The following is a 23695-nucleotide window of genomic DNA, read 5'->3' on the forward strand; positions in this document are numbered from 1 at the left end:
GTTTGTGTAAAAAAAATGATAGGTTCATTAATCCTTTCTGAAACTTTCGATGTCTTAAAGAAGAACTAGACCAAAAGATATGAAAAGTAATATTCGTAATTTTTACTTGTGCGTAATTTTATTCTGTTGCGCCATCGTATTCTCCTCATTTGTGCGAATAATGGGAGCCGACAAAATTGCTATGCCTTATAAAAAGGCCGGATTGACCACCGAGCAAGCTGCGGCCCACCTGCTAAGTCGTTTTACCTACGGTGCCGAACCTGGACAAGTAGAAGAAATTACTAAAATGGGCTTAGATAAATGGCTTAAAAAACAATTGGAAGGCAACATCGACGATAAGGAATTAGATCAAATGCTTGCTAAATATGATGCCATCAACTTTACCAATAGCGAAGTAGAAGATGTTTTCCCTCAGGGAGCTAGAATTAACCGTTGGGCTGTGAGAGATGGTTACATTCATAAAGATTCATTGAACAACGGCAATAATAAAGCCCAACGTGAAGCTATCCAAGCATTCATGAAAGACAAAGGTTACCGTCCCTTGCAAGAGTTATACAGACAATTCATCAGTCAAAAAATATTAAGGGCCGCTTACGGACAAAACCAGTTGAGAGAGTTGATGACCGACTTTTGGTTCAACCACTTTAATGTAGCTCTGAATAAAAATCAATGTGCCAGTTTTGTGCCAGCTTATGAGCGTGATGTAATCAGGCCAAACGTATTCGGAAACTTTGAGGATATTCTATTAAAAACAGCTAAATCTCCAGCAATGCTGATGTATTTGGACAATTTTTCAAGCTCGGGTGTAAATGTGCCCATGGAAGATCAGGATATGATGTCGATGGTGGATAGCAATAGAATGAACGCTGAGCAGAAAAAGAAGAATAAAGACCGAATTAACAAAATTAAACAGCAGATCCAGCAAAAGAAAAAGCAAGGTGGTTTAAATGAGAACTACGCTCGCGAAGTAATGGAACTTCATACCCTTGGTGTTGATGGCGGCTATACCCAGAGTGATGTGACCCAAGCCGCTAGAGTATTAACCGGTTGGACTGTTGCCCCATTGGGAAAAGAAGGTTATGGTGCGGGTAACAAAAATATAATTGATCGTTTAGGTGCTAGCGGATTAAGAGATAAAGGATTTGTACTAGATGGAGATTTCTTCTTTAATGCCAATAGGCATGATAATGGAGAAAAAATGGTATTAGGTAAAAAATTTCCTGCTGGTGGCGGATATGATGAAGGCGTAGAATTATTAAAAATGCTTGCACATCACCAATCTACTGCAAAATTTATCTCTAAAAAATTAGCCGTGCGTTTTGTAAGTGATACACCTCCAGCTTCATTGATTGATAAAATGGCAAAAACGTTCACCTCTTCTAAAGGCGATATCAAAAGTGTGTTGATCACTATGGTGAATTCACCTGAATTTTGGTCAGATGATGCGCTTCGTGAAAAAACAAAATCGCCGTTTGAATTGGCCATGAGTGCTGTACGCAGCTTGGATGCTCAAATTACCCAACCTTATGAACTGTATACCTGGATCAACAGAATGGGGCAACAAATGTATTACTACCAAGCACCAACAGGTTTCCCAGATAACGGCCAATATTGGATCAATACAGGCTCTTTACTTAACCGAATGAATTTTGGCTTGGCATTGGCCTCGCAAAGAATTCCAGGGGTAAGCTTGAACTTAGCGGCACTGAACAATCATAAAGAACCTGAAAGCGTAGAAGCAGCATTGCTAACCTACAGTAAATTGATCATGCCGGAAAGACAGCTAGGACAAACGGTAGCAAGATTAAAGCCTATGCTTAATGACCCTAACTTACAACAGAAAGTAGCTCAAGCAGCGGAGCAAAATAGTGCAAATAAGCAAAATAACGAGATGACCGATCAGCAGATGGGCATGAAGCCTGAAAAAGGAGAGAAGATGAGGTTGGGGAATGGCAAGAAAGCACTAGAAAACCCTGCCATTAAACAACAGGCGGGCAACAATACCATGCTGGCGCAAGTAGTGGGCGTAATTATTGGTTCACCAGAGTTTCAACGTAAATAGTTAAAGATATGGTTTCTAGAAGAGGATTTTTAAAAGCAGGTGGACTAGCTTTATTTGGAATAGGGCTGGGAGGTATCCCTGGATTTTTAGCCGATGCGGTAGCAAGTACTGTAAATCCATCATTATTTAAGAAAAGAAAAATTTTGGTATGTATTTTCCAAAGAGGTGCCATGGATGGCCTCATGGCGGTAACTCCTTTTACGGACGATTTTCTAAAGGCTGTAAGACCATCGTTGTTTATGACCGCCGCCAAAGGAAATGGTAACGAAAAACCTTTGATTGATTTGGATGGCAGGTTTGGACTACATCCGGCTATGGCAGCCTTCGAACCTATGTTCAGAGAAAGAAGATTAGGCATTGTGCACGGAATTGGATCGCCAAATAATACACGTTCACATTTCGATGCTCAGGATTTCATGGAATCGGGTACACCGTTCAAAAAAGGAACATCAAGCGGTTGGTTGAATAGGGCCGTTGGTTTATTGGGGCATGATGCGGCTACACCTTTCCAGGGAGTAAGCATCACATCTTCACTACCGAGGTCCTTTTATGGGGAAAATCCCGCCGTAGCCATCAGGAACCTTGCCGATTTTAATATCCAAATGCGGGGCAATGTAGCTGGAGCTAAGATGGCTTCAAAAAGTTTCGAAGATTTGTATGATCAAACTTCTTCTAGCTTATTAAAAAATACGGGCAAAGAAAGTTTTGATGCCATTAAAATGCTTCAAAAAACGGATGTAAGAAGTTATAAACCAGAAAATAATGTGGTTTATCCAACTACTTCTCTTGGCAATTCCTTAAAGCAAATTGCGCAATTGATCAAAATGGATGTGGGAATGGAAGTCGCTTTTGCCGAATCGGGAGGTTGGGATACACACTTCAACCAAGGTAAAGATACTGGTGTTTTCGCTCGTAACGTAAATGATTTGAGTAACTGTATCATGGCTTTTTGGAATGATTTGTCTAAATACCAAGATGAAGTAACCGTGATGACAATGACAGAGTTTGGTCGTACAGTGGCTCAAAATGGTACTGGTGGTACCGATCATGGCCGTGGATCTTGTAATTTTATTTTGGGCAATGGCGTAAATGGAGGTTTGGTTCATGGTTTAGTTAATCCATTATCTAAAGAGAATTTGGAAGATGGCAGAGATTTAGCCGTAACTACCGATTTTAGAAGTGTATTTAGTGAAGTGGCTGATACCCATTTGGGCATCTCCAATGATAAAGTGCTATTTCCTGATTTTGATGGCAAGAAAATTGGGGTAATGAGAGCATAGAAAAGTATTATATCGCATGATCAATGAAGTCCAAAGGAGCAATCTTTTGGACTTTTTTGTACGCAGAATAATTGCAGGGCTTTTTATAATTTAAGCTATTTTTGTCAAATAGAATCAGAGATGAAAAAATATATAGCATCCCTTCTTTTGTTAGCCTTATTCTGTCAGAGCTTATTGGCACAAGATCTTTCTCAGCAAATAGAACCTGGACGACAAAATAGCATTGAACAGACCAAAAAGCCTTATGTGATTTTTATTTCGGCCGACGGTTTTAGACATGATTATGCAGAGAAATATCAGGCGAAAAATTTACTGGCGCTAAGAGAAAAAGGGGTGAAAGCAATTGCCATGAAGCCCTCGTTCCCATCAGTGACCTTTTCCAATCATTATACCCTGGTTACGGGAATGTACCCTTCAAGGCATGGTATCGTTAATAATTCGTTTTACGACCCAAAAAAGGGACAGATTTATGTGAAAACTGACCCCAAGGCTGTTAAAGATAGTACTTGGTATGGTGGTGTGCCTATTTGGGTGTTGGCAGAACAGCAGAAAATGCTATCAGCAGCATTTTATTGGTTGGGTTCGGAAACGGCCGTTCTAGGAGTTAGACCAACGTACTGGTATAATTTTAATAACAGAATTCCGATGGACGTCCGCATTGAAGCGGTGAAAAACTGGCTATTGTTGCCAGAAGAAAAACGACCACATCTGATTAATTTTTATTTCCCTGAAGTAGATGTTGCAGGCCATCATTTTGGTGCCGATTCGAAGGAAACTGCTGCTGCGGTTAAATTAGTAGATGATTGTGTGGGAGAAATGGTTAAGCTTACCAAAGATGTTGGACTGGAGGTGAATTTTGTGTTTGTATCTGATCATGGCATGACCAATGCCGACAATACGAATACTATGACCTTGCCGTCAATAATTGATGAAGAAAAATTTATAGTCCCTAACGGCGATGCCCTTCTGCAGATTTATGCCAAGGACAAAAAAAATATCAAACCGCTTTATCGGAGTTTAAAAAAAGAGGCAGTGGATTTTGATGTGTATCTCACCAATAAAATGCCCAAGCGCTGGCATTATAGAGCGAAAGATAATAAAGATGGTAGGATTGGAGATATTATTCTGATTCCACGATTGCCCAAAATTTTCAATTTAACAGGGAAACCTACTACGATTGGCAAACATGGTTTTGATAATGAGATGCCTGATATGCAGGCGGTTTTTTATGCCTGGGGACCGGCTTTTAAGGAGGGATTAACCATTCAGCCATTCGAGAATGTAAACGTCTATCCATTATTGGCAAAGATTTTAGGCTTATCCTTTGATCATAAAATAGATGGGGATATTAAAGTGCTAGCGCCTATTTTGAAATAACATGTTTTCAGGATGCTGTAGAATAAATATTGCAGTAACTCTTCATCGTTCGTCATCTCGACCGTAGCGGAGAGATCTTAAAAATATGTATGTCTCAGGAAAAACCTGTCGAATCCTAAATTCTTCCGTAGTTAAGATGACGAATAGAACTGTTCGTCAAGATTGGTAACATTTTAGTGCTGATTAGGTGTTTACTCCTCACATTGCAGATATTTATTGTCGACAACCTTAAACCTTATCAAAAATGAAGAAAACCATTACCATCGCTAGCTTAGCATTGGTGCTCTCAAATGCTGTATTTGCGCAACGCCCACAATCATCACAAGGAGCTAATCCCCAAAGAGGAGCTACCCCTAGTGCTACAAATGCACCAGCAACAAAAGAGGAGCCTGCATTAAAAGTAAATAATAACATTGCGTCCCGAAATATTGTTCCAGAAAGTGCTGTGGTAACCAATCATACGGTAACCATCAACGGTAAAACGGTGCCTTACAAAGCAACTGCGGGAACTTTACCCGTGTGGGATGAAGAAGGCAAAACACTTGCAGGCTTATTCTATACCTATTATGAAAGAACCGATGTTTCAAACAGAGACAGTAGGCCGTTGGTCATTTCATTTAACGGTGGGCCAGGCTCGGCATCAGTTTGGATGCATATTGCTTATACTGGACCTGTAGTGCTCAAAATTGACGACGAGGGTTACCCTGTACAACCTTATGGTTACAAAGACAATAGTACTTCTATATTAGACGTGGCCGACATTGTTTATATAGATCCTGTAAACACTGGTTATTCCAGAGCAGTAAGCAAAGATGTGCCGACCAATAAATTTTTCGGAGTAAGAGCAGATATTAAATACTTGGCCGAGTGGATCAATACCTTCGTTACCCGTACCAACAGATGGGCATCGCCAAAATATCTAATCGGAGAAAGCTACGGTACTACCCGTGTTTCCGGTTTAGCATTAGAATTGCAAAGTAACCATTGGATGTATTTAAACGGCGTGGTTTTGGTATCGCCAACAGAATTGGGTATCGAAAGAGGCGGTGTAATGGATGCTGCCTTACGTTTGCCTTATTTCGCGGCAACCGCTTGGTATCATAAGGCACTACCTGCAGATCTGCAATCTAAAAAGCTTACCGACATGCTGCCTGAGGTAGAAGCTTTCACCATTAACGAACTCATGCCTGCGATGGCTAGGGGAGGATTTATTTCTGCCGAAGAAAAAAAGAAAATGGCTGCTAAAATGGCTCGTTTCTCGGGGCTTCCTGAAAAAGTGATTTTACAAAACAACCTTAACATTTCTACTAATTTATTTTGGAAGGAACTATTGAGAGATAAAGGATTTACCGTTGGTCGTTTAGATTCGAGGTACAAAGGCATTGATAGGTCTGATGCGGGAGATCGTCCTGATTATAATGCGGAGCTTACCTCATGGCTGCATTCTTTTACGCCAGCAATCAACATGTATTTACGTAATGAGCTAAATTACAAGACAGATTTAAAATATAATATGTTTGGCCCTGTAAACCCTTGGGATAGAACTGGTGACAATACCGGTGAAAATTTAAGAGCTGCCATGGCGCAAAATCCATACTTGCACGTCTTGGTACAATCAGGTTATTATGATGGTGCTTGCGATTATTTCAACGCCAAGTATAACATGTGGCAAATGGACCCAAGCGGTAAATTGAAAGACAGAATGAGCTGGGAAGGTTACGAAAGTGGTCACATGATGTATCTACGTAAGGTAGATTTAGCACTTGGAAATGATCATATCCGCGAGTTCATCAAAAAATCGACACCTAAACAAGGACAGCCAGCCAAGTTTTAATTTCGAAGCACAATGAAGCTACAGCTATAAACGGTAGTTTCGCCTGCTTACCATAGACAGGCTTTTCGTTGCAATCTTTTTGTGATTGTTGTTGCCCAAGCCTAGAAGGTTTTAAAACCTTCTAGGCTTGTTTTTATGTCACCTAACAAAAAGTATTTTCACTTCAATCATGGCTGTTTTACAAGTGCTTGCAATAACAGATGCACAACCTAATTTTTGTTTTGAAGTGTCATAAAGTTAAATCCAACTTTGAAAATCACACCATTTTAGCTATCTTTTCGAATAAAAGAAAATAAAACACTAACCATTATCTCTTAATGAAGATATTTAGGACTTTTATCAGTTTAGTGGTGGCTATTTATGCTGCAGTTAGAGGGGTTGAATTTGTACAGCGAGAATCAAACGTCATGATTTTATTCGGTGTATGTTGTTTGCTTTTGGCGGTCGGATTATCCTATCTTTCCGTAAGATCATTATTCCATAAAATTGAGCATTAAATTTTATTGTTAATTGTTTGCAGATAAATGCTTAATTTTACCGCCCCATATGCAACAACTGAAAACATCTTTTGATTTCGAAAAACCTTTGTCGGATTTGTACCAACAAATTGATAAGGTGAAGCAAATAGCCGATAAAACCAAGGTTGATATGTCGGCAACGCTGGCAGAGCTTGAAGAAAAGGCCGAGCAAACTAGTAATGATCTTTATTCAAATCTAACTGGTTGGCAAAAAGTTCAAATGTCCCGTCACGCAGAGCGTCCGCAAACATTAGACTATATCAATGCCATCTGTGACGATTTTATTGAGCTTCATGGCGATAGAACGGTAAAGGACGATAAGGCCATTATTGGTGGCTTTGCGACCATTGATGGACAAACTGTGATGATCATTGGTCACCAAAAAGGTAAAAATACCAAAGAGCGTCAATATCGCAATTTCGGTATGGCTAACCCCGAAGGATATAGAAAAGCCCTGCGCTTAATGCGTTTGGCCGAGAAATTCAATAAGCCAGTTATTTCATTTATTGATACCATGGGTGCTTACCCGGGTCTAGAAGCCGAAGAACGTGGGCAAGGAGAAGCAATCGCTCGTAACCTTTTGGAAATGTCTGTGTTGAAAGTGCCAATCATTTGCTTTATTGTAGGTGAGGGTGCTTCTGGCGGTGCTCTTGGTATCGGTATCGGCGACAAGGTTTACATGCTTGAGCACACTTGGTACTCTGTAATTTCTCCTGAATCTTGCTCATCTATTTTATGGAGAAGCTGGGATTTCAAAGAGAAAGCTGCGGAATGTTTAAAGCTTACTTCTGAGGACATGTTCAAAAACAAATTGATCGACGGAGTAGTGAAAGAACCTCTAGGTGGAGCACACCAAAATCCAGAAGAAATGGCCGAAACCCTAAAAGCACAAATTTTGGATGATTTAAAATCACTTAAAAAGATAGATACTGATAAACTGATTGCTAAAAGGATTGATAAATTCTGTGCAATGGGTGTGGTAAACGAAGGATAAAAAATCTATATATTTTTAGAGAAGCACAATCAGAAATGGTTGTGCTTTTTTTATGGGTGTGAATTCGAATCACAGAACTCTCTATGATTATAAATTATTTTCTATGATTTCTGAAACGACTTGATAGCGTAAAAATCTTCCATGCCATAAGTCCCGTTTGTTAAATTAAAGCGCTTTGTCATTCTGAGCATAGCGAAGAATCTTAGCGTAATTATAAGTAGATGTCTCGTAACCTCGACATGACAGCAATTTTACGGATGTATATGATTCATGATACGTAGAAAAGATACCTCTTTTGTTTACCTCAGGGGAAAACATAGAAAGCAACAAAAAAGCCGCTTGAATAATTCAAGCGGCTCTTTTATTTAAAATCTAATTTTATAGTTTCATGAAATCAGGAGGCAGCTCTCCGAAATATTGAGCAAAACCACCATGATTGAACAAAGTCTTGATTTGATTCTCTAGATCCTTAGCTAATTTAGGTTGATTATACTGAGTAGCCACTTTAGCCATTGGCATTAATCCATAGAACAAGCCCATTCTAATTGGATCATCTCCAACTAGTCTGTTCTTGCTTTTGGTCACATCACCTAGGTAGGTAATTTCTTTACCAATATAATCCGCATATTTTTTAATTAACTGATTAGCTTTTTCTGTCTCGCCCAAAATATAAAGATTTTGCGCCATAGTTGCAGCACCCATTGATGCGCGCATGCTATAAATTTTACTCGGAATTACCTCATCGTATCTCTTCATCACCTTTTTAGCATCTTCTAATCTGCCTGCTTTAATTAAACCAGTGGTTAAATTGTTAAAGATATTGTTGAAAATAGAAATATCATCGGCAGATTGGATATCTATATACTTCGCATTTTTAATATTGCCCCATTTGAACTTGTTCATTACATGTTCATACATTGGCTCCAAATTTATTGGTTGCTCAGACTCATCTCTTTTCGTTGGATCTAAAGGCAATAACCTTAAAGCTAAACCTTCGCTGTATAAGTATTTATCCAAGCCATTAAATTGATCTGAAGGTACCGTGCTGGCAAAATAAATTGGGCGTTTCCAGTTATTGTGGGCCAAAATATCAAGCATGGCCAAAGTTCCCTTAGTTACATAGCCTTTGTTAAAGGTCCAATCCAAACTTGGCACAATCTCTCCTGCACGACTGGCAGGTAAAGTCTTGGTATTAATTACATCCTGTGGGTTTACCGTTAACTTAAATTTCTTAGTAGGAATAAAGTTGGTAGAAGTCCCATCTTGTAGCGGAAGTTTATCCTCAGCATCATCAGATAATAACAGGTCTACAATCTGTTTTAGCTCAACAGGCTCTGCAATGTTCATCTCTTTATAATACATGACATCCCTAACACCAGAAACATATTGTTTTTCTGTCATGGAAATCGGTAAAGCCTCTGATTCGTGCACTTTGCGCTTCATTCCATTGATATACCAATCTGTATCAAACAAACTTAAGTTCACCAATCTAATATCAGGTCTAATTCCTTCCACCTCTTGGGCATACCAAAGAGGGTAGGTGTCATTGTCACCATAAGTGAATAAGATCGCGTTTGGTGCACAAGATTCCATATAGCTAATGGCAATATCTCTGGCTAAGGTTTTGGTAGAGCGGTCGTGATCATTCCAACCTTCTTTTGCCATTAACACAGGCGCAATAAGCAAACCTATTATACTGGCGGCAATAGCACCGGTTTTTGGGTCTATTTTCTTAAATATCCATTCTCTTATGGCAATAACGCCTAGGCCTATCCATATGGCAAAGGCATAGAAAGAACCTACGTAGGCATAATCTCTTTCCCTTGGTTCCAAAGGTTTTTGGTTAAGGTAAAGCACAATGGCTAAGCCCGTAAAGAAGAATAGAAGGCCAATAATGCCAGCATCTTTAGGATGACGGCCAAAATGCCAAACAGCGCCAATAACACCTAGTATTAAAGGAAGGAAATAAAAGCGATTGTATGAATTACTTTCTTTGATTGATGGAGGCAAGTTGCTCTGGTCACCATATAACATCGCATCAACGGGTTTTACACCGCTGATCCATTGACCTTCATAAAGGCTGCCCTGTCCTTGCTCTTCATTTTGGCGACCGGCAAAATTCCATAGAAAATAACGCATGTACATAAAGCCAACTTGATAGCGCATGAAGAAGCCTATATTGTCTATGAAATTAGGGAAATGGTCATCACCAAAGCCCATCATGTCTTTGTAATAGTTAATATGCCTTTCCTCATCGCTGTACATACGAGGGAATAAAACTTCGTGTTGAAGCCTACGGATACTATCTGGGAAAGCTTCGTTCTCTCCATAGATGCGTTTAGTTCTAGTACCCGAAACTTCATATTTAGTGTCGCCCTTACGATAAGATTTACCAGTTTCTACATAAATAGGCGAAGAACCATCATCCTTATATTTAGGGATAGAGTTATAGTTAGGGCCAAAAAGCAGGGGTCTATCACCATATTGTTCACGGTTCAGGTAGCTTAAGAAAGAGAAAGCATTGTCTGGGTCACTATTATTCAAATTTGGTTTTGCTTGCGCTCTGATTAAGATCATCGCAAATGAAGCATAGCCAAAAATGATCAGTACTGTTGATAATAATGATAGGTTTAAAATTCTTTTTTGGTGTTTGATAGAGTATTTGATGCCCCAAACCAAGCCTCCAATAAGTAGAACAGCAAAAAATAACACGCCCGTGCCGAAGCCTAAACCTAGGGTATTTACAAAAAATAAATCGAAATAAGCACCAAAAGAAACGAGATATTGGATAATGCCATATTGTACAAAAGCCAAGATAAGAATGCCGATACCTAAGGTCTTGAAAATTCCAGCGCTAGTAGGTTTCTCCGTTTTCTTAAAGTAATATACAAAAGCAATTGCTGGAATAGTTAAAAGGTTAAGTAGGTGTATCCCGATAGATAAACCCATGATGTAGGCAATGAACAATAACCAACGGTCTGATTTTGGTTCCTCAGCAACGGCCTCCCATTTTAAGATGCCCCAAAATACGATAGCAGTGAATAAAGATGAAAGTGCATAAACCTCGGCTTCTACCGCCGAAAACCAAAAGCTATCTGAATAGGTATAAGCTAAGGCTCCAACTACGCCTGCACCCATAATGGTAATTAAGGTTGCGCTTGAAATTTCTTCTCCTTTTTTAACCAATACCTTTTTGGCTAATGCCGTAATGGTCCAAAATAAGAAAAGGATGGTTGCTCCACTAGCTACCGCAGAACCGAAGTTCATAAAGTAAGCGATTTTAGAAGTATCGCCCATGGCCAATAGAGAGAAGAAGCGTTCAATCATTAAAAATAAAGGAGCGCCCGGTTGATGTACCACCTGCATTTTATAGGCAGAGGCGATAAACTCACCGCAGTCCCAAAAGCTTACGGTTGGTTCTAGTGTTAAAACATAAGTAATAGTGGCGATAAGGAAACAGGCCCAGCCAATAACATTATTTACTTTTGAATAGTTCATATTTCTGATATGATTTCTTAACCCTTGGTTTTGATGCATTAAATGCTGCCGAAAATAAAGAAATAGATTGATATAGGAGTTAGCGATTAATCTTATTTAACAAAAAATAACTAAATATATCTGACAATCAGTAGGTGTAAGAAATATTTTAAATTTTTTTGCGCAAGATATTTGCAAGTATCAAAAATGTGCGTACATTTGCATTCCCTTTCAGCAACACGCTTGAAAATGGAGATTGTCCGATAGTATAAGGGTAGTACAACGGTTTTTGGTACCGTTTGTCTTGGTTCGAATCCAGGTCGGACAACAAAATCACTTCGGGTTGTGAATAAAACCGCAACCCGATTTTTTATTAACAAGCATTGATACCCGCAAATCATGCCATTGCAATTTAACCCTGTTAAAATTTTTGCTGGAAGTGGAACCAAAGACCTTGCTAGCAAAATAGCTGAAGAATACGGTAAGCCTCTTGGTAATGTTACCCTAAGTAAATTTAGCGATGGCGAATTCCAGCCCTCATTTGATGAATCGGTTAGAGGTAGTGATGTTTTCCTTGTTCAATCAACTCACCAGCCTAGTGATAATTTAGTGGAGCTTTTGTTAATGGTTGATGCCGCTCGTAGAGCATCGGCACATTACATTACAGCAGTAGTTCCTTACTATGGTTTGGCCCGTCAGGATAGAAAGGATAAACCACGTGTGGCCATTGGCGCTAAACTGGTTGCCAATTTGTTGAAAGCAGCAGGTATCCATCGCATTATGACCATGGATTTGCATGCGGCGCAAATTCAAGGATTTTTTGATATTCCAGTAGATCATTTGGATGGGGCGGTAATTTTTGTTCCTTATATCAAAAGCTTGGGTCTGGAAAACTTAACCATTGCTTCTCCGGACATGGGCGGTTCGTATAGAGCGAGAACTTTTGCTAAGTTCTTCAATGCTGAAGTGGTGATTTGTGATAAACGTCGTAAACGTGCCAATGAAATCGAATCAATGTCGATTATTGGTGATGTTACCGGACAGGATATTGTGTTGATTGATGATATTTGTGACACAGCAGGAACGTTAGCTAAGGCAGCGCAGCTGATTATGGATAATGGTGCCAAAAGTGTAAGAGCGGTATGTACGCATCCGGTGCTTTCTGGTAAAGCATACGAAACCATCGAAAACTCGGTACTTGAGGAACTGATTGTAACGGATACAATTCCTTTGAGACAAGAAAGCCCGAAAATTAGACAGTTGAGTACTGCTAAATTGTTTGCAAAGGCTATTTCCAGCGTAAATGAATACGGCTCAATTAGTGAGCTTTTTAGAGTGTAATTAAAGGTTAATTGTAGAATTGGTTATTCGGTTAACCGATTAAACAGTTGCCCAATTAAACAATAAATAAATAAATAAATATATATAACATGAAAACTATCGCTATTAGCGGTTCTCTTAGAGAGAACGTAGGGAAACGCGATGCTAAAGAGCTTCGTTACGAAGGTAAAGTTCCCGCAGTATTGTATGGTGGTAAAGAGCAAGTTCACTTTGCTATTACCAGAACTGATCTAAACGGAGCTATCTACTCACCAGAAGCTAACTTTGTTGAGATTACTCTTGATGGTAAAGCTGTAAAAGCTATCGTTAAAGATACTCAGTTTCACCCATTAACTGATTTATTGTTGCACGTTGATTTTCTTCAATTATTTGATGACAAAGAAATCACGATGGAAATCCCTGTTAAATTGACTGGAACTTCTCCAGGCGTTAAAATGGGTGGTAAATTAGTTCAAAAATTACGTAAGCTACGTGTAAAAGCATTGCCTAAAAACATGCCTCAGGTAGTTGAAGTAAGTATTGCTAAAATGGAAGTAGGTAACTTATTCCGTGTTCGCGATCTAGAGAAAGGTGATTACTTTGTAACTAACACTCCAGAAGATACTATCGTATCAGTAGGAATGTCTAGAGCATTGAAACAAGCAGAAAACGCTGCTAAAGGTAAATAATCTGGAGATTTAAGAATCTTTGATTTACAGAATAAGATGGCATCCCATTACGGGATGCCATTTTTTTTAAATAGATTTTTGAATATCTATGGCTGTTTGCCAACAACTTTTAGTTCGTAACTTTCAACTTTTAACGCTTAACTCCTTACCTTTGCCCGCATGAAATTCTTGATCGTAGGTTTGGGCAACATTGGTGCCGAATATGTAGGAACGCGTCATAACATAGGCTTTGATATCGCCGACGAGCTGGTGGCTGGTTTGGAGGGTAGTTTTGAACATGGCAGATTGGCCTATCATGCAGAAGTGTCTCATAAAGGGAAAAAGCTACATGTAATTAAGCCTACTACCTACATGAACCTGAGTGGAAAAGCGGTTAACTATTGGATGAAAGAATTGAAGATAGCACCTGAAAATGTATTGGTTTTGGTAGATGATTTGGCTTTGCCATTAGGTAAATTGAGAATGAAATTGCAGGGCAGCAGCGCGGGTCATAATGGTCTAAAAAGCATTGAAGAGGTATGTGGTGGGCAGAACTATGCCCGCTTACGTTTTGGAATAGGGGATGATTTTCCGAAAGGTAGGCAAGCGGAGTTTGTTCTTGGTCAATTTGATAAAAATGAAAAAAAAGAACTGCCCGTGTTGATCAACAGGGCAGTAAGTATGATTAAAAGTTTTGCAACCATAGGTGCGGCTCAAACCATGACCTTGTTCAACAAGTAATCGTCTTATCTTTTAGTAAGGCTGCTGATTTTTTCATGCAAGACATCAATTTTAAATGGCTTGCCAATGATATCATCAGCACCTACCTCTTTAGCTGTTTCTTTATCGTGGTCAAGTACGCCCGCAGAGAAAGAAATAATAGGGGTTTTCTCCTTGCCTGGAATGTGGCCATTTCTAATTTTCTTGATGGCTTCCAATCCATTCATTACTGGCATATAGGTATCCATCAATATCAGATCAAAATGTTCTTTCTCCAAGGCCTCTAATGCCGCTGCACCATTGGTTACTACAGTGGTTTGTACCTTCCAATCGTTCAAGATTTTTACAATAAGAAATACGTTGATAGAATTATCTTCGGCTACTAGAATTTTCAAACCCGTAAGTGCTGTTAATTGCTCTGAGGTCTTATTTACTTTTATTTTATCTTCTTTTTCTATCACATTGTACCATTTGGAGAACGAGAAGGTACTGCCTTTTCCAAGTTCACTTTTCACATCAAGCTCACCACCTTTTAGTTCTGCCAATTTTTTAACAATGGACAAACCTAATCCAGTGCCGCCGTAAACTCTGGTATGTACATTTTCCACTTGTTCAAAAGAATGGAAAATGGTTTCGATGTTTTCTGGAGAAATTCCGATGCCCGTATCAATGATTGAAAACCTAAGGAAAGCATTATTAGGCTTTTCTTCTAGAATCTCCACTTTAAAAACTACCTCGCCTTCATTGGTAAATTTAACAGCATTGCTTAGCAAATTCATGAAAATTTGGTTTAGGCGTAATGAATCTGCCATGATAAATTGAGGAACTCTTTCATCAATTAGCAACTTTAGGCCAATGTTTTTTTCAATGGCTTTAATGTTAAGTAGGTTGGCTGCTTTTGTAACAAGGTCTCTAATGTCGGTTTCCGCAAAGTTGATGCTGTATTTGCCAGCTTCTATTTTCGAAAGATCTAAGATATCGTTGATTACCCCCAGCAATGAGTTTGAAGACACATCCAGTAGATTGACAATTTCGTTTTGCTCATCGGTCAGTTTTTCTCTTTTGAGTAAGTGAACCAGGCCAATAATTCCATTGATAGGTGTGCGTATTTCATGGCTCATGTTAGCCATAAAGTTTTCTTTTGCTCTTTTACCTTGCTCAGCTTCTTCTTTGGCCTTAATTAAATCGGCCTGTATTTTTTCCAGCTGAAGGTTTTTGGTTTTGATTTCAATTTGGGTTTTTACCAATTGTATAAATGAATCGACCTTGGCCGAAGTAATATATGGATCTAGCGGTTTGTAAAGATAATCGACAGCACCAGCGGTTAACCCTTTGATCGCGTATTTAGGTTCCGTAGAAATTGCAGTTACAAAAATGATGAGTATATCTTGTGTGCGTGTATTATTCTTAAGGATTTCTACAAGTTCAAAGCCATTCATTTCTGGCATCTGTACGTCAACAAGTGCTATAGCAATCTCCTTTTCCCAACAAATGCGAAGTGCATCATTTGGAGAAGTAGTAGTAATAATGTTGATGTCATTCCTATTTAAAAGGGCTTCTAGGGCAATGATGTTTTCCTGCCTGTCGTCTACAATTAAAAGGTTTATCTTGCTCATTTTTAGGGAAATTAATTAATTTTTTGGTAAATGTTGTTCTTTTTATCTACTGCTTTAAACTTTTTGGCCAGTTGTGGGTCACGGATAGTTTCTTTTCCGCCCAGGCAGAGGAAGCCAAAATTAGCTAGGCTTTCATAGAAAAGATTGATAACACTTCTCTGTAGCTCTGGGTTAAAATAGATCAGCACATTTCTGCAGGAGATGATCTGAAATTCGTTAAAAGGACCATCTGAAACTAAATTGTGCATGGAGAACAGTACATTTTTTTTTAATTGTCGGGAAATAGAGGCAGCATCATATTGCGCAACATAATAATTGGCCAAGGATTTGCCACCTCCTAACGCAAGGTAGTTTTCGGAATATTGCTTCATTTTTTGCAGGTCATAAATGCCCTCTTTTGCGATTTCCAATACCTTGTGGTTAATATCTGTGCCGTAAAAAAAACTACGCTTATATAAACCCTGCTCTTCAAATAATATAGCAAAAGAGTACAATTCTTCGCCAGTAGAGCAACCAGCATTCCAAACTTTAATGTGCTGATAGGAGCTAAGGTAGGGAATAACCTGCTCTTTTACTGATTTGAAAAATTTTGGATCGCGAAACATTTCAGTCACATTCACGGTAACTTCATTCAAAAAATCGTGAAAAAAGTCCTTGTTGTTGGTCAGGGTGCTTCTTAAATCAAAAAAATCTAATCTTTTGAGCACCATAATTCTATTGATTCTTCTTTTTAGAGATGCTCTAGAGTATCCATCGAAATCAAATCCATAGATATTTCTGGTGACAAAAATAATATCTTCTAATTGTTCGTCTGTAATAGCGTCTTTTGTCATATCTTTTAGCTTAACCAAACCCTTAGCATTGATAAGAGCTTGTCGATATCAACTGGTTTGGAAATATAGTCGCTGGCACCTGCTTCAATACATTTTTCGCGGTCGCTTTTCATTGCTTTAGCAGTAAGCGCAATTACAGGTAGATTGGCCCAATGCCTTTGTGCCCTAATTTTTCTCATGGCCTCATAACCATCCATTTCTGGCATCATGATATCCATTAGCACTAAATCTATTTCAGTATGTTCTTCTAGCTTTTCTAAAGCTTCAATGCCATTATTGGCAATAATTACCTTGATTTTATAGTCTTGTAATGCTGATGATAAAGCGAAGATGTTTCGCATATCGTCGTCGGTAATTAAAATCGTTTTATTTTCTAATGCTTTTTCAATAGTTGGTGCGTAGTTTTTTGGTGTCTTTGTTATTTTATGGGATTCCTCTCGAGCTGGAGTATCTGCTTGCAGTTTGTTCATGAACAGGCTCACTTCATCTAGCAATCTGTCGTTAGATTTATTGCTCTTTAACACCATGGCCTGTGAGTAGCGCATGATACTGGCCATTTTATCTTTGTCGAGTTCCATGGCAGTATTGATAATTACCGGAACATTTTTAGTATCTGGATTAGATTTAATCTCATCAAGCAAGTCAAATCCTGATATGTCAGGTAGTTTCAAATCCAAGATAATGCAGTCGAAAACACTTTCTTCCAACATTTGTCTTGCCTCTGAGCCCGTATACGCTTGCGATACCTTGGCGCCTTTCTTAATTAATTGCTCTGTAAGTTCATTGCTTTGCAATACTTGGTCTTCTATAACCAATACGTTGTGAAAATTGTATTTATACTGGTTGGAAAGCAGTTCGAAGGCATTGTCCAGTTTTTCTTTTTCTACCGGTTTTTTAAGGAAACCAATGGCACCTTCTTTTTTAGCTTTTGCGGGCTTTTCATCTCCGGCCGACATCATGTGGATAGGAATGTGTTGTGTGGCTGGGTTTGCCTTTAGTTTCTTCAAAATGGTCCATCCGTCCATTACTGGCAGCATTACATCCAATACAATGGCATCAGGCAATTCGTTAGTGGCCAGTTCAAGCCCTTTATCTCCACTATGTGCCAAAATGGGTTCAAAACCTTTTTCAATAGCATAGGCTTTTAAGATTTCGGCAAAGTTTTCATCATCTTCAACAATCAATAGTTTATTGCCATTGCTTAGCTTTAGCGGAACGGTTTCCATATTTTCAGGCAGAGATGAGCTATCTTCTGAAGGAAAATCTATAGCCATTTCTTTTTCTGTAACGGTTTTTAGGGCTCCTTCTATAGCCAAATCCTGAGGAATCAGTAATGTGAACGTGCTGCCAACACCCACTTCGCTTTTTAATTGGATTTCTCCACCTAATAAATTGGCGAGCTCTCTGCTGATAGAAAGCCCAAGACCAGTGCCTCCATATTTTCTGCTGGTAGAGCCATCTTCTTGTTGAAAGGCTTCAAAAATGATTTGCTGCTTATCCTTAGGGATACCTATTCCACTATCAGTGACAGCGAAATAAATCAGATTTTGATCCAGTTCTAAAAGTGATTTATTGTATTTAACTTGTTCTTTTTGAGCTAAGCCAACTTCAACGGTCACATGGCCACCTTTTCTGGTAAATTTAAAGGCATTGGACAATAGGTTTTTAATGATCTGCTCTAATCTTGTTTGATCGGTTGCAATAGCATTAGGAAGGTCTTCATTGATCTTAAATTCAAACTGAATATCTTTTTGTTTTGCAAGTTCATTGAATAGGGCTTCAATTTGACTTTTGATTACTCTAGGCTTAATCTGTTCAATAAGTAGGTCTACCTTGCCCGATTCTATTTTCGAAAGATCTAAAATGTCATTGATCAGAGCCAATAGATCTGAACCAGCATTATGGATTACTCCCGCATATTTGATTTGCTCTTCAGACAAATTGTTAAGTTTGTTCTCCTTTAAAATCCTGGCTAGAATTAAGATACTATTTAACGGCGTACGTAGTTCATGGCTCATGTTGGCTAAAAACTCCGATTTATATTTACTGCTCAGTTCAAGCTCCGCCGCTTTTAGGCCAATAGCCTCTTTGGCCTGGTTAATGGATGCATTTTTTTCTTCAAGTAATTGAGCTTTCTCTTCCAGTTCCGAATTAGCTTGTTGTAATTCTTCCTGCTGTACCCTTAATTCTTCTTCGGAAGCCTGTAGCTCCTCGGTTTTATGGATAAGATCTTCGTTGGTTACACGTAGTTCTTCTTGTTGACTGATCAGTTCCTCTGCCTGTTGCTGGGTTTTTTCGAAAAGCTCTTGTAACTTAACCTTGGCCACCATACTGTTTACGGCAATACCAATGTCATTAGAGATTTTTTCTAAAAATGTAATATGCACCTCAGTAGGTTCGGCCAAAAGGCCAATCTCTAAAACAGCTATGGTTTCCTCTTCAAATAATATAGGCAAACATAAAATATGGCTTGGACTGGCATTCCCTAAAACAGAGCTAATTTTCATATACCCATCAGGAACAGGTGTGAGTATTCGTGTTTTCTTTTCTAGAGCAGTCTGTCCAGCCAAACTCTCTCCGAAATGGTATTTTCTGTCAGCGAGGTTTTCATGGATAGCAAAAGCTCCTCTAACAGTTAGTGTTTTTTGTGAGCGATTAGCTAGGTAAAATACACCAATTGGATAGTTCAAAATATTGCAAATGGATGTGATGATATTCTCGGCAAGTTGATTCATGTCAAATTCGCCCCTCATCACATCATTTACTTTTGCTTCACTACTCAACATCCAGTTATGTTGTTCATTTTTTGTAGAAAGGTCCTTTAGCTCTGCATTGGTGAGTAATATGTGTTTTTCCGTCTCTTTTTGCTGGTCAAAAGTCTTTCTGATATATCTTAACAAGAATAGGATTAAACCAAAAATAACCAGTGAGCTTAAACTAACAATAGCAATGGTTTGGCTACTTCTTGCGGACATAGTCTGCCTTCTTTTATCCAATAAACGGTACTCTTCGGTTACCATATGATCCGCAAATTGTAGCAGCTTGTTCTTGTAAATGCGCCCTTTGTCTGTTAAAATTTGTTGTTTTGCCGCCTCAAAGCCAAGTGTGCCCGCTTTCGTCATGATCTGTTTCATGTCGGTAACCTTAAGCGCTGCATATACAGCCATGCTGTCAATCTTTGCCTCTTGGGGCTTGTTGTCGCTTACTAAATTTTGAAGTTTATCAATTAAGGGCATTATTTTATCAATACTCTTTACGTAAGGCTCACGATAATATTCTTTCTCAGTTAAAACATAACCTCTAAGGCCGGTCTCAGCATTTAAAAGTTCAATTTCCAAACGTTCTGCAGTTTTGGTTACTTCTTGTGTATGGTCAATCCAACCGTAACTGTCATTTAAAGACCTTATGCTGAGATAAGAGGCTATGGAGGAAATCAATACAAAAAGAAGAGAGACGGCAAAGCCAGTGAGTATTTGCTGCTTAAAGGAAAATTTGAGCATATGCTATTTCTTTTAGAAAAATATGGGCTAAGATAGTTATAAAAGGAGTATTGAGATAATGTAAAATAATTTACGGTATAGATAAGTGGCACTCAAAGCAACTGTTTTTGCTAACTTAGCCAGCTAATGCAAATAAAAATGACAAAACTATACGGTATCCCCAATTGTAATACAGTTAAGAAAGCGCAAGATTGGCTAAAAAATAATGATGTAGCATATGAGTTTCACGATTTTAAGAAAAAAGGTGTTACTCCTGCTAAACTTACAGAATGGTTTAATGTTTTTGGATGGGAAAAGGTCATTAACAAGGCAGGCCTTACTTTTAAAAAATTAAGCAAAGAAGAGCAGGCTGAAATCAATTCGCCTGATCATACTATTGCTTACTTAACAGCCAATACTAGTGCCATTAAGCGACCAATTGTTGAGGTGAATGAAAAGGCCGTTTTGCTTGGTTTTAAGGAAGATGAATATCAGGGGTTCTTTGGAAAGTAATGGGTGTGTTAAATTTTGTTAAAAGAACTGCTTAGTGAATAAAGCACATTAAATTTGAATATGTTAAAGAAACTATCTCTATTGGTTTTGTTGTTGTTGCCTTTTTTTGTACAGGCGCAGACTTTTATGACAGGTAACGTTTTCGACAACGATCAGCGTAGTACGGCTTTGCAGGGAGTTGCTGTACGCAATCTCACCACAAAAGCAGTGGTAGTTACTGATAAAGATGGACATTATGCTATTCCTGCTAAAACAGGCGATTTACTTACTTATGCGCTAGTAGGGTACCAAACAGACACTATTTATTTGGTTAATCTTTTTCCTAAGAATACCTATTTAAGGATGGCGATCAACAATTTGAATCCTGTAAATATCACGACCACCAAAGTTTCTCCATTTTTGGATACCAAGGATCCAGAAGCTACACCAGCTCGAAGAGTGGATTATTCCAAAAATAGAGGTGGATTACGATTAGGCTTAGGGTATGGCAAATGGCGTAGGCAGCAAGAAAAAGAACAACAGTTAGAAGAAGAGGCAGATATTAACGAAGAGATTTCCAAAAACTTTAACAAAGAAGTAATTCAGAAATTGGTAAAATATAAAGAGAAGGATTTAGATGATTACATTGGCATGTATCGTCCAACAATAGAACAGGTAAAAGCCGAAAAGCCATTTAATTATACACTTTATATTGCTACCACCTTTAGCGAATGGCAAAAATTGCCAGCAGATGCTCGTAAGCTACCATCATTACCTAAGTTGAAAGGCAATAATTAGAAAGATTGGTAATATTCGTGTGCCATTTTTGCATATTGTTTCTTTTCAGATAACTTAGCGTCAAAATATCAAACATAAACATGCGGAAAACAATTTCTAGAACCTTAGTGGTCTTGCTAACCCTTGTATGTGGGCAATTGAGTTTTGCTCAGGATAAACCAGCAGCTAAGTATGTGCCCGAAGAAGCTTTTGGGCCTCTTTTTTATACTCAAAATGGAAACGAATACCGCTCCGCCAGTGGTGCTCCTGGCGCCAAATATTGGCAAAATAGGGTTGACTATAACATTAGTGCAAGTCTAGATGAGGCAACCAATCGTGTTAAAGCCACCATTACCATCACCTATAAAAACAACAGCCCGGAGAAGTTGCCTTATTTGTGGTTGCAATTAGATCAAAATTCATTTGATGAAAAATCTAGAGGCTTAGCGATTACACCTGCCCGCAGTAGATATGGAGCTCAAGGGGAAAAATTTAAAGGTGGTTATGAAATCAGTAATGTTTCTGTTTCTCAAAAATTAAAACCTGTAAAATTTACTTCATTGGTTGAAGATACCCGTATGCAGATCCGTTTGGACCAACCTATGGCTGCAAATGGAGACATTGTGGTCATCAAAATGGATTATTCTTATACGGTTCCAGTATTAGGGTCTGATAGAACTGGGCATTTGACTACGCAAAACGGAGAGATTTTTGCGATTGCACAGTGGTTCCCTCGCATGTGTGTGTACGATGATGTACTAGGCTGGAATACTTTACCTTATTGGGGAGCTGGAGAGTTTTATTGCGAGTATGGTGATATCACCTTCGACGTAACAGTGCCTGCAAGCCATATTGTAATGGGCTCGGGCGAGTTATTAAATCCACAAGAGGTATTTACCGCCGAGCAATTTAAGCGCTGGAACGAAGCAAAAAATAGTGATAAAACTATTCATATTAGATCGGAAGCGGAAGTAACAGATCCAAAATCTCGTCCGGCAAAAGATAAATTGACTTGGAAATTTAAAATGACCAATACACGTGATGCTGCTTGGGCTTCATCAAAAGCTTTTGTATTGGATGCTGCAAGAATTAATTTGCCAAGCGGTAAAAAATCTCTGGCCGTTTCAGCTCATCCTGTGGAAAGTAATGGTGCCGATAGCTACGGAAGAGGAGTAGAATATGTAAAGGCTTCAATTGAGCACTACTCAAAAATGTGGTATGAATATCCATACCCAATGGCAGTAAACGTAGCGTCTAATATTGGAGGTATGGAATATCCTGGCATTGTATTCTGCGGATGGAAAGCTAAAAAGGGAGATGCCTGGGGAGTAATTGACCATGAGTTTGGACACATTTGGTTCCCAATGATTGTAGGTTCTAATGAGCGTAAATTCGGTTGGATGGATGAAGGCTTCAATACATTTATTAACGACCTTTCAAGTACTGAATTTAACAATGGCGAATATAAACCACGTACCATGAATATGAATGCTGTGGGCAAATCGATTATAGGAAACCCGAAATACGAAAACATGATGTTGATGCCAGATGGAATGGCAGAGCCTAACATTGGGGTTAACTTATATTTTAAACCAAGCTGGGCATTACATATTCTTAGAGACCAAATTTTAGGTAAAGACCGCTTTGATTTCGCTTTCAGACAGTATATCCACAATTGGGCTTATAAACACCCAACGCCTTATGATTTTTTCCGCACGATGGAAAATGCAGCAGGAGAGGATTTGAGCTGGTTTTGGAAAAGTTGGTTCCTCAACAATTGGAAAATGGATCAGGGAATTGCTGAAGTGAAGGAATTGAAAAACAATACCTTTACAGGTTACACTATCAAGGTAGATAACTTGGATAAAATGCCAATGCCGATTATTTTGGGTATCAAAACCAAAAGTGGGAAAACCGATATCATAAAGGTTCCAGTTGATGTTTGGATGAAAAATACTAGCTGGATCGTAAGATATCCAACAACCGAAGAAGTTGTTGAAGTCGTGTTAGATCCACAACAAGTTTTGCCAGACAGTAACGTTGAAAATAACAAATGGACCGCAGGTAATTGATACAGTTCAATTAAAATACTTAAATCCCGTAAGTTTACTTGCGGGATTTTTTGTTAGAAGTATATCTCCGAAAAAATAAATTAAATAAGAAATAGGGCTAGCTTAAAAGCAATAATTTTTTGACTTGGCGTCTTTTTAAAATTTATTTTTCAAAAAAGTGTCACATTTTATTTGGT

Annotated in this window: 15 protein-coding genes; 11 read left to right on the forward strand and 4 right to left on the reverse strand. The window is 38.6% G+C overall.

The genetic code is table 11. The features are described from left to right. Window positions 1-79: 79 nt before the first annotated feature. The 5 genes from ABDV71_RS05230 to ABDV71_RS05250 all read left to right on the forward strand — a co-directional run bounded on the left by ABDV71_RS05230 (window position 80) and on the right by ABDV71_RS05250 (window position 8065). Window positions 80-2062, forward strand: a complete 1983-nt coding sequence (locus ABDV71_RS05230) for a DUF1800 domain-containing protein (protein WP_343531370.1) — start codon at window positions 80-82, stop codon at window positions 2060-2062. Between the two features lie 8 nt (window positions 2063-2070). After that, window positions 2071-3342 carry a DUF1501 domain-containing protein gene (locus tag ABDV71_RS05235; RefSeq protein WP_343531371.1) on the forward strand — a complete coding sequence of 424 codons (1272 nt, stop codon included), beginning with the start codon at window positions 2071-2073 and terminating at the stop codon, window positions 3340-3342. Between the two features lie 120 nt (window positions 3343-3462). Continuing rightward, window positions 3463-4719: an ectonucleotide pyrophosphatase/phosphodiesterase gene (locus ABDV71_RS05240; protein WP_343531372.1), complete on the forward strand. Its 1257-nt coding sequence runs from the start codon at window positions 3463-3465 to the stop codon at window positions 4717-4719. A 244-nt stretch (window positions 4720-4963) separates the two neighbouring features. Further along, window positions 4964-6553, forward strand: a complete 1590-nt coding sequence (locus ABDV71_RS05245; protein WP_343531373.1) for a carboxypeptidase — start codon at window positions 4964-4966, stop codon at window positions 6551-6553. A 546-nt stretch (window positions 6554-7099) separates the two neighbouring features. Continuing rightward, entirely contained in the window at window positions 7100-8065 is a 966-nt protein-coding gene (locus ABDV71_RS05250) for an acetyl-CoA carboxylase carboxyltransferase subunit alpha (protein ID WP_343531374.1), read from the forward strand. A 378-nt stretch (window positions 8066-8443) separates the two neighbouring features. Here ABDV71_RS05250 and ABDV71_RS05255 read toward each other — a convergent pair whose 3' ends face one another. After that, entirely contained in the window at window positions 8444-11563 is a 3120-nt protein-coding gene (locus ABDV71_RS05255) for a DUF2723 domain-containing protein (protein ID WP_343531375.1), read from the reverse strand. 378 nt (window positions 11564-11941) lie between these two features. On the opposite strand from ABDV71_RS05255, the gene ABDV71_RS05260 reads away from it, so the two are divergent. The 3 genes from ABDV71_RS05260 to pth all read left to right on the forward strand — a co-directional run bounded on the left by ABDV71_RS05260 (window position 11942) and on the right by pth (window position 14271). After that, entirely contained in the window at window positions 11942-12883 is a 942-nt protein-coding gene (locus ABDV71_RS05260) for a ribose-phosphate pyrophosphokinase (RefSeq protein WP_343531376.1), read from the forward strand. Between the two features lie 89 nt (window positions 12884-12972). Continuing rightward, window positions 12973-13551 (forward strand): 50S ribosomal protein L25/general stress protein Ctc, encoded by a 579-nt coding sequence (locus ABDV71_RS05265; protein WP_343531377.1) that lies wholly within the window; start codon window positions 12973-12975, stop codon window positions 13549-13551. A 159-nt stretch (window positions 13552-13710) separates the two neighbouring features. Next, a complete protein-coding gene (pth, locus tag ABDV71_RS05270; protein WP_343531378.1) occupies window positions 13711-14271 on the forward strand; it encodes an aminoacyl-tRNA hydrolase in 561 nt (186 codons plus the stop codon). A 5-nt stretch (window positions 14272-14276) separates the two neighbouring features. On the opposite strand, the gene ABDV71_RS05275 is transcribed toward pth, so the two are convergent. Genes ABDV71_RS05275 through ABDV71_RS05285 form a run of 3 tightly spaced genes read right to left on the reverse strand, consistent with a single transcriptional unit; the run spans window position 14277 to window position 20199 of the window. After that, a complete protein-coding gene (locus tag ABDV71_RS05275) occupies window positions 14277-15866 on the reverse strand; it encodes a response regulator (protein ID WP_343531379.1) in 1590 nt (529 codons plus the stop codon). Window positions 15867-15877: 11 nt separating this feature from the next. Further along, window positions 15878-16699, reverse strand: coding sequence for a protein-glutamate O-methyltransferase CheR (locus ABDV71_RS05280; RefSeq protein ID WP_343531380.1), 822 nt, complete (start codon window positions 16697-16699; stop codon window positions 15878-15880). A 5-nt stretch (window positions 16700-16704) separates the two neighbouring features. Continuing rightward, window positions 16705-20199 carry a response regulator gene (locus tag ABDV71_RS05285; RefSeq protein ID WP_343531381.1) on the reverse strand — a complete coding sequence of 1165 codons (3495 nt, stop codon included), beginning with the start codon at window positions 20197-20199 and terminating at the stop codon, window positions 16705-16707. Between the two features lie 138 nt (window positions 20200-20337). Here ABDV71_RS05285 and ABDV71_RS05290 point away from each other — a divergent pair, with 138 nt between their 5' ends. The 3 genes from ABDV71_RS05290 to ABDV71_RS05300 all read left to right on the forward strand — a co-directional run bounded on the left by ABDV71_RS05290 (window position 20338) and on the right by ABDV71_RS05300 (window position 23519). Continuing rightward, window positions 20338-20691, forward strand: a complete 354-nt coding sequence (locus ABDV71_RS05290; RefSeq protein WP_343531382.1) for a Spx/MgsR family RNA polymerase-binding regulatory protein — start codon at window positions 20338-20340, stop codon at window positions 20689-20691. Between the two features lie 60 nt (window positions 20692-20751). Next, window positions 20752-21468, forward strand: a complete 717-nt coding sequence (locus tag ABDV71_RS05295; protein ID WP_343531383.1) for a hypothetical protein — start codon at window positions 20752-20754, stop codon at window positions 21466-21468. Window positions 21469-21548: 80 nt separating this feature from the next. Further along, window positions 21549-23519 (forward strand): M1 family metallopeptidase, encoded by a 1971-nt coding sequence (locus tag ABDV71_RS05300; protein ID WP_343531384.1) that lies wholly within the window; start codon window positions 21549-21551, stop codon window positions 23517-23519. Window positions 23520-23695: the final 176 nt, after the last annotated feature.

It is taken from the genome of Pedobacter sp. (genome assembly GCF_039594775.1).
GTDB lineage: Bacteria > Bacteroidota > Bacteroidia > Sphingobacteriales > Sphingobacteriaceae > Pedobacter.

Bases quoted from the DNA above. Each gene is read 5' to 3' on its own strand.
- ABDV71_RS05230 (WP_343531370.1), top strand. From the start codon at position 80: ATGAAAAGTAATATTCGTAATTTTTACTTGTGCGTAATTTTATTCTGT.
- ABDV71_RS05235 (WP_343531371.1), top strand. From the start codon at position 2,071: ATGGTTTCTAGAAGAGGATTTTTAAAAGCAGGTGGACTAGCTTTATTT.
- ABDV71_RS05240 (WP_343531372.1), top strand. From the start codon at position 3,463: ATGAAAAAATATATAGCATCCCTTCTTTTGTTAGCCTTATTCTGTCAG.
- ABDV71_RS05245 (WP_343531373.1), top strand. From the start codon at position 4,964: ATGAAGAAAACCATTACCATCGCTAGCTTAGCATTGGTGCTCTCAAAT.
- ABDV71_RS05250 (WP_343531374.1), top strand. From the start codon at position 7,100: ATGCAACAACTGAAAACATCTTTTGATTTCGAAAAACCTTTGTCGGAT.
- ABDV71_RS05255 (WP_343531375.1), bottom strand. From the start codon at position 11,563: ATGAACTATTCAAAAGTAAATAATGTTATTGGCTGGGCCTGTTTCCTT.
- ABDV71_RS05260 (WP_343531376.1), top strand. From the start codon at position 11,942: ATGCCATTGCAATTTAACCCTGTTAAAATTTTTGCTGGAAGTGGAACC.
- ABDV71_RS05265 (WP_343531377.1), top strand. From the start codon at position 12,973: ATGAAAACTATCGCTATTAGCGGTTCTCTTAGAGAGAACGTAGGGAAA.
- pth (WP_343531378.1), top strand. From the start codon at position 13,711: ATGAAATTCTTGATCGTAGGTTTGGGCAACATTGGTGCCGAATATGTA.
- ABDV71_RS05275 (WP_343531379.1), bottom strand. From the start codon at position 15,866: ATGAGCAAGATAAACCTTTTAATTGTAGACGACAGGCAGGAAAACATC.
- ABDV71_RS05280 (WP_343531380.1), bottom strand. From the start codon at position 16,699: ATGACAAAAGACGCTATTACAGACGAACAATTAGAAGATATTATTTTT.
- ABDV71_RS05285 (WP_343531381.1), bottom strand. From the start codon at position 20,199: ATGCTCAAATTTTCCTTTAAGCAGCAAATACTCACTGGCTTTGCCGTC.
- ABDV71_RS05290 (WP_343531382.1), top strand. From the start codon at position 20,338: ATGACAAAACTATACGGTATCCCCAATTGTAATACAGTTAAGAAAGCG.
- ABDV71_RS05295 (WP_343531383.1), top strand. From the start codon at position 20,752: ATGTTAAAGAAACTATCTCTATTGGTTTTGTTGTTGTTGCCTTTTTTT.
- ABDV71_RS05300 (WP_343531384.1), top strand. From the start codon at position 21,549: ATGCGGAAAACAATTTCTAGAACCTTAGTGGTCTTGCTAACCCTTGTA.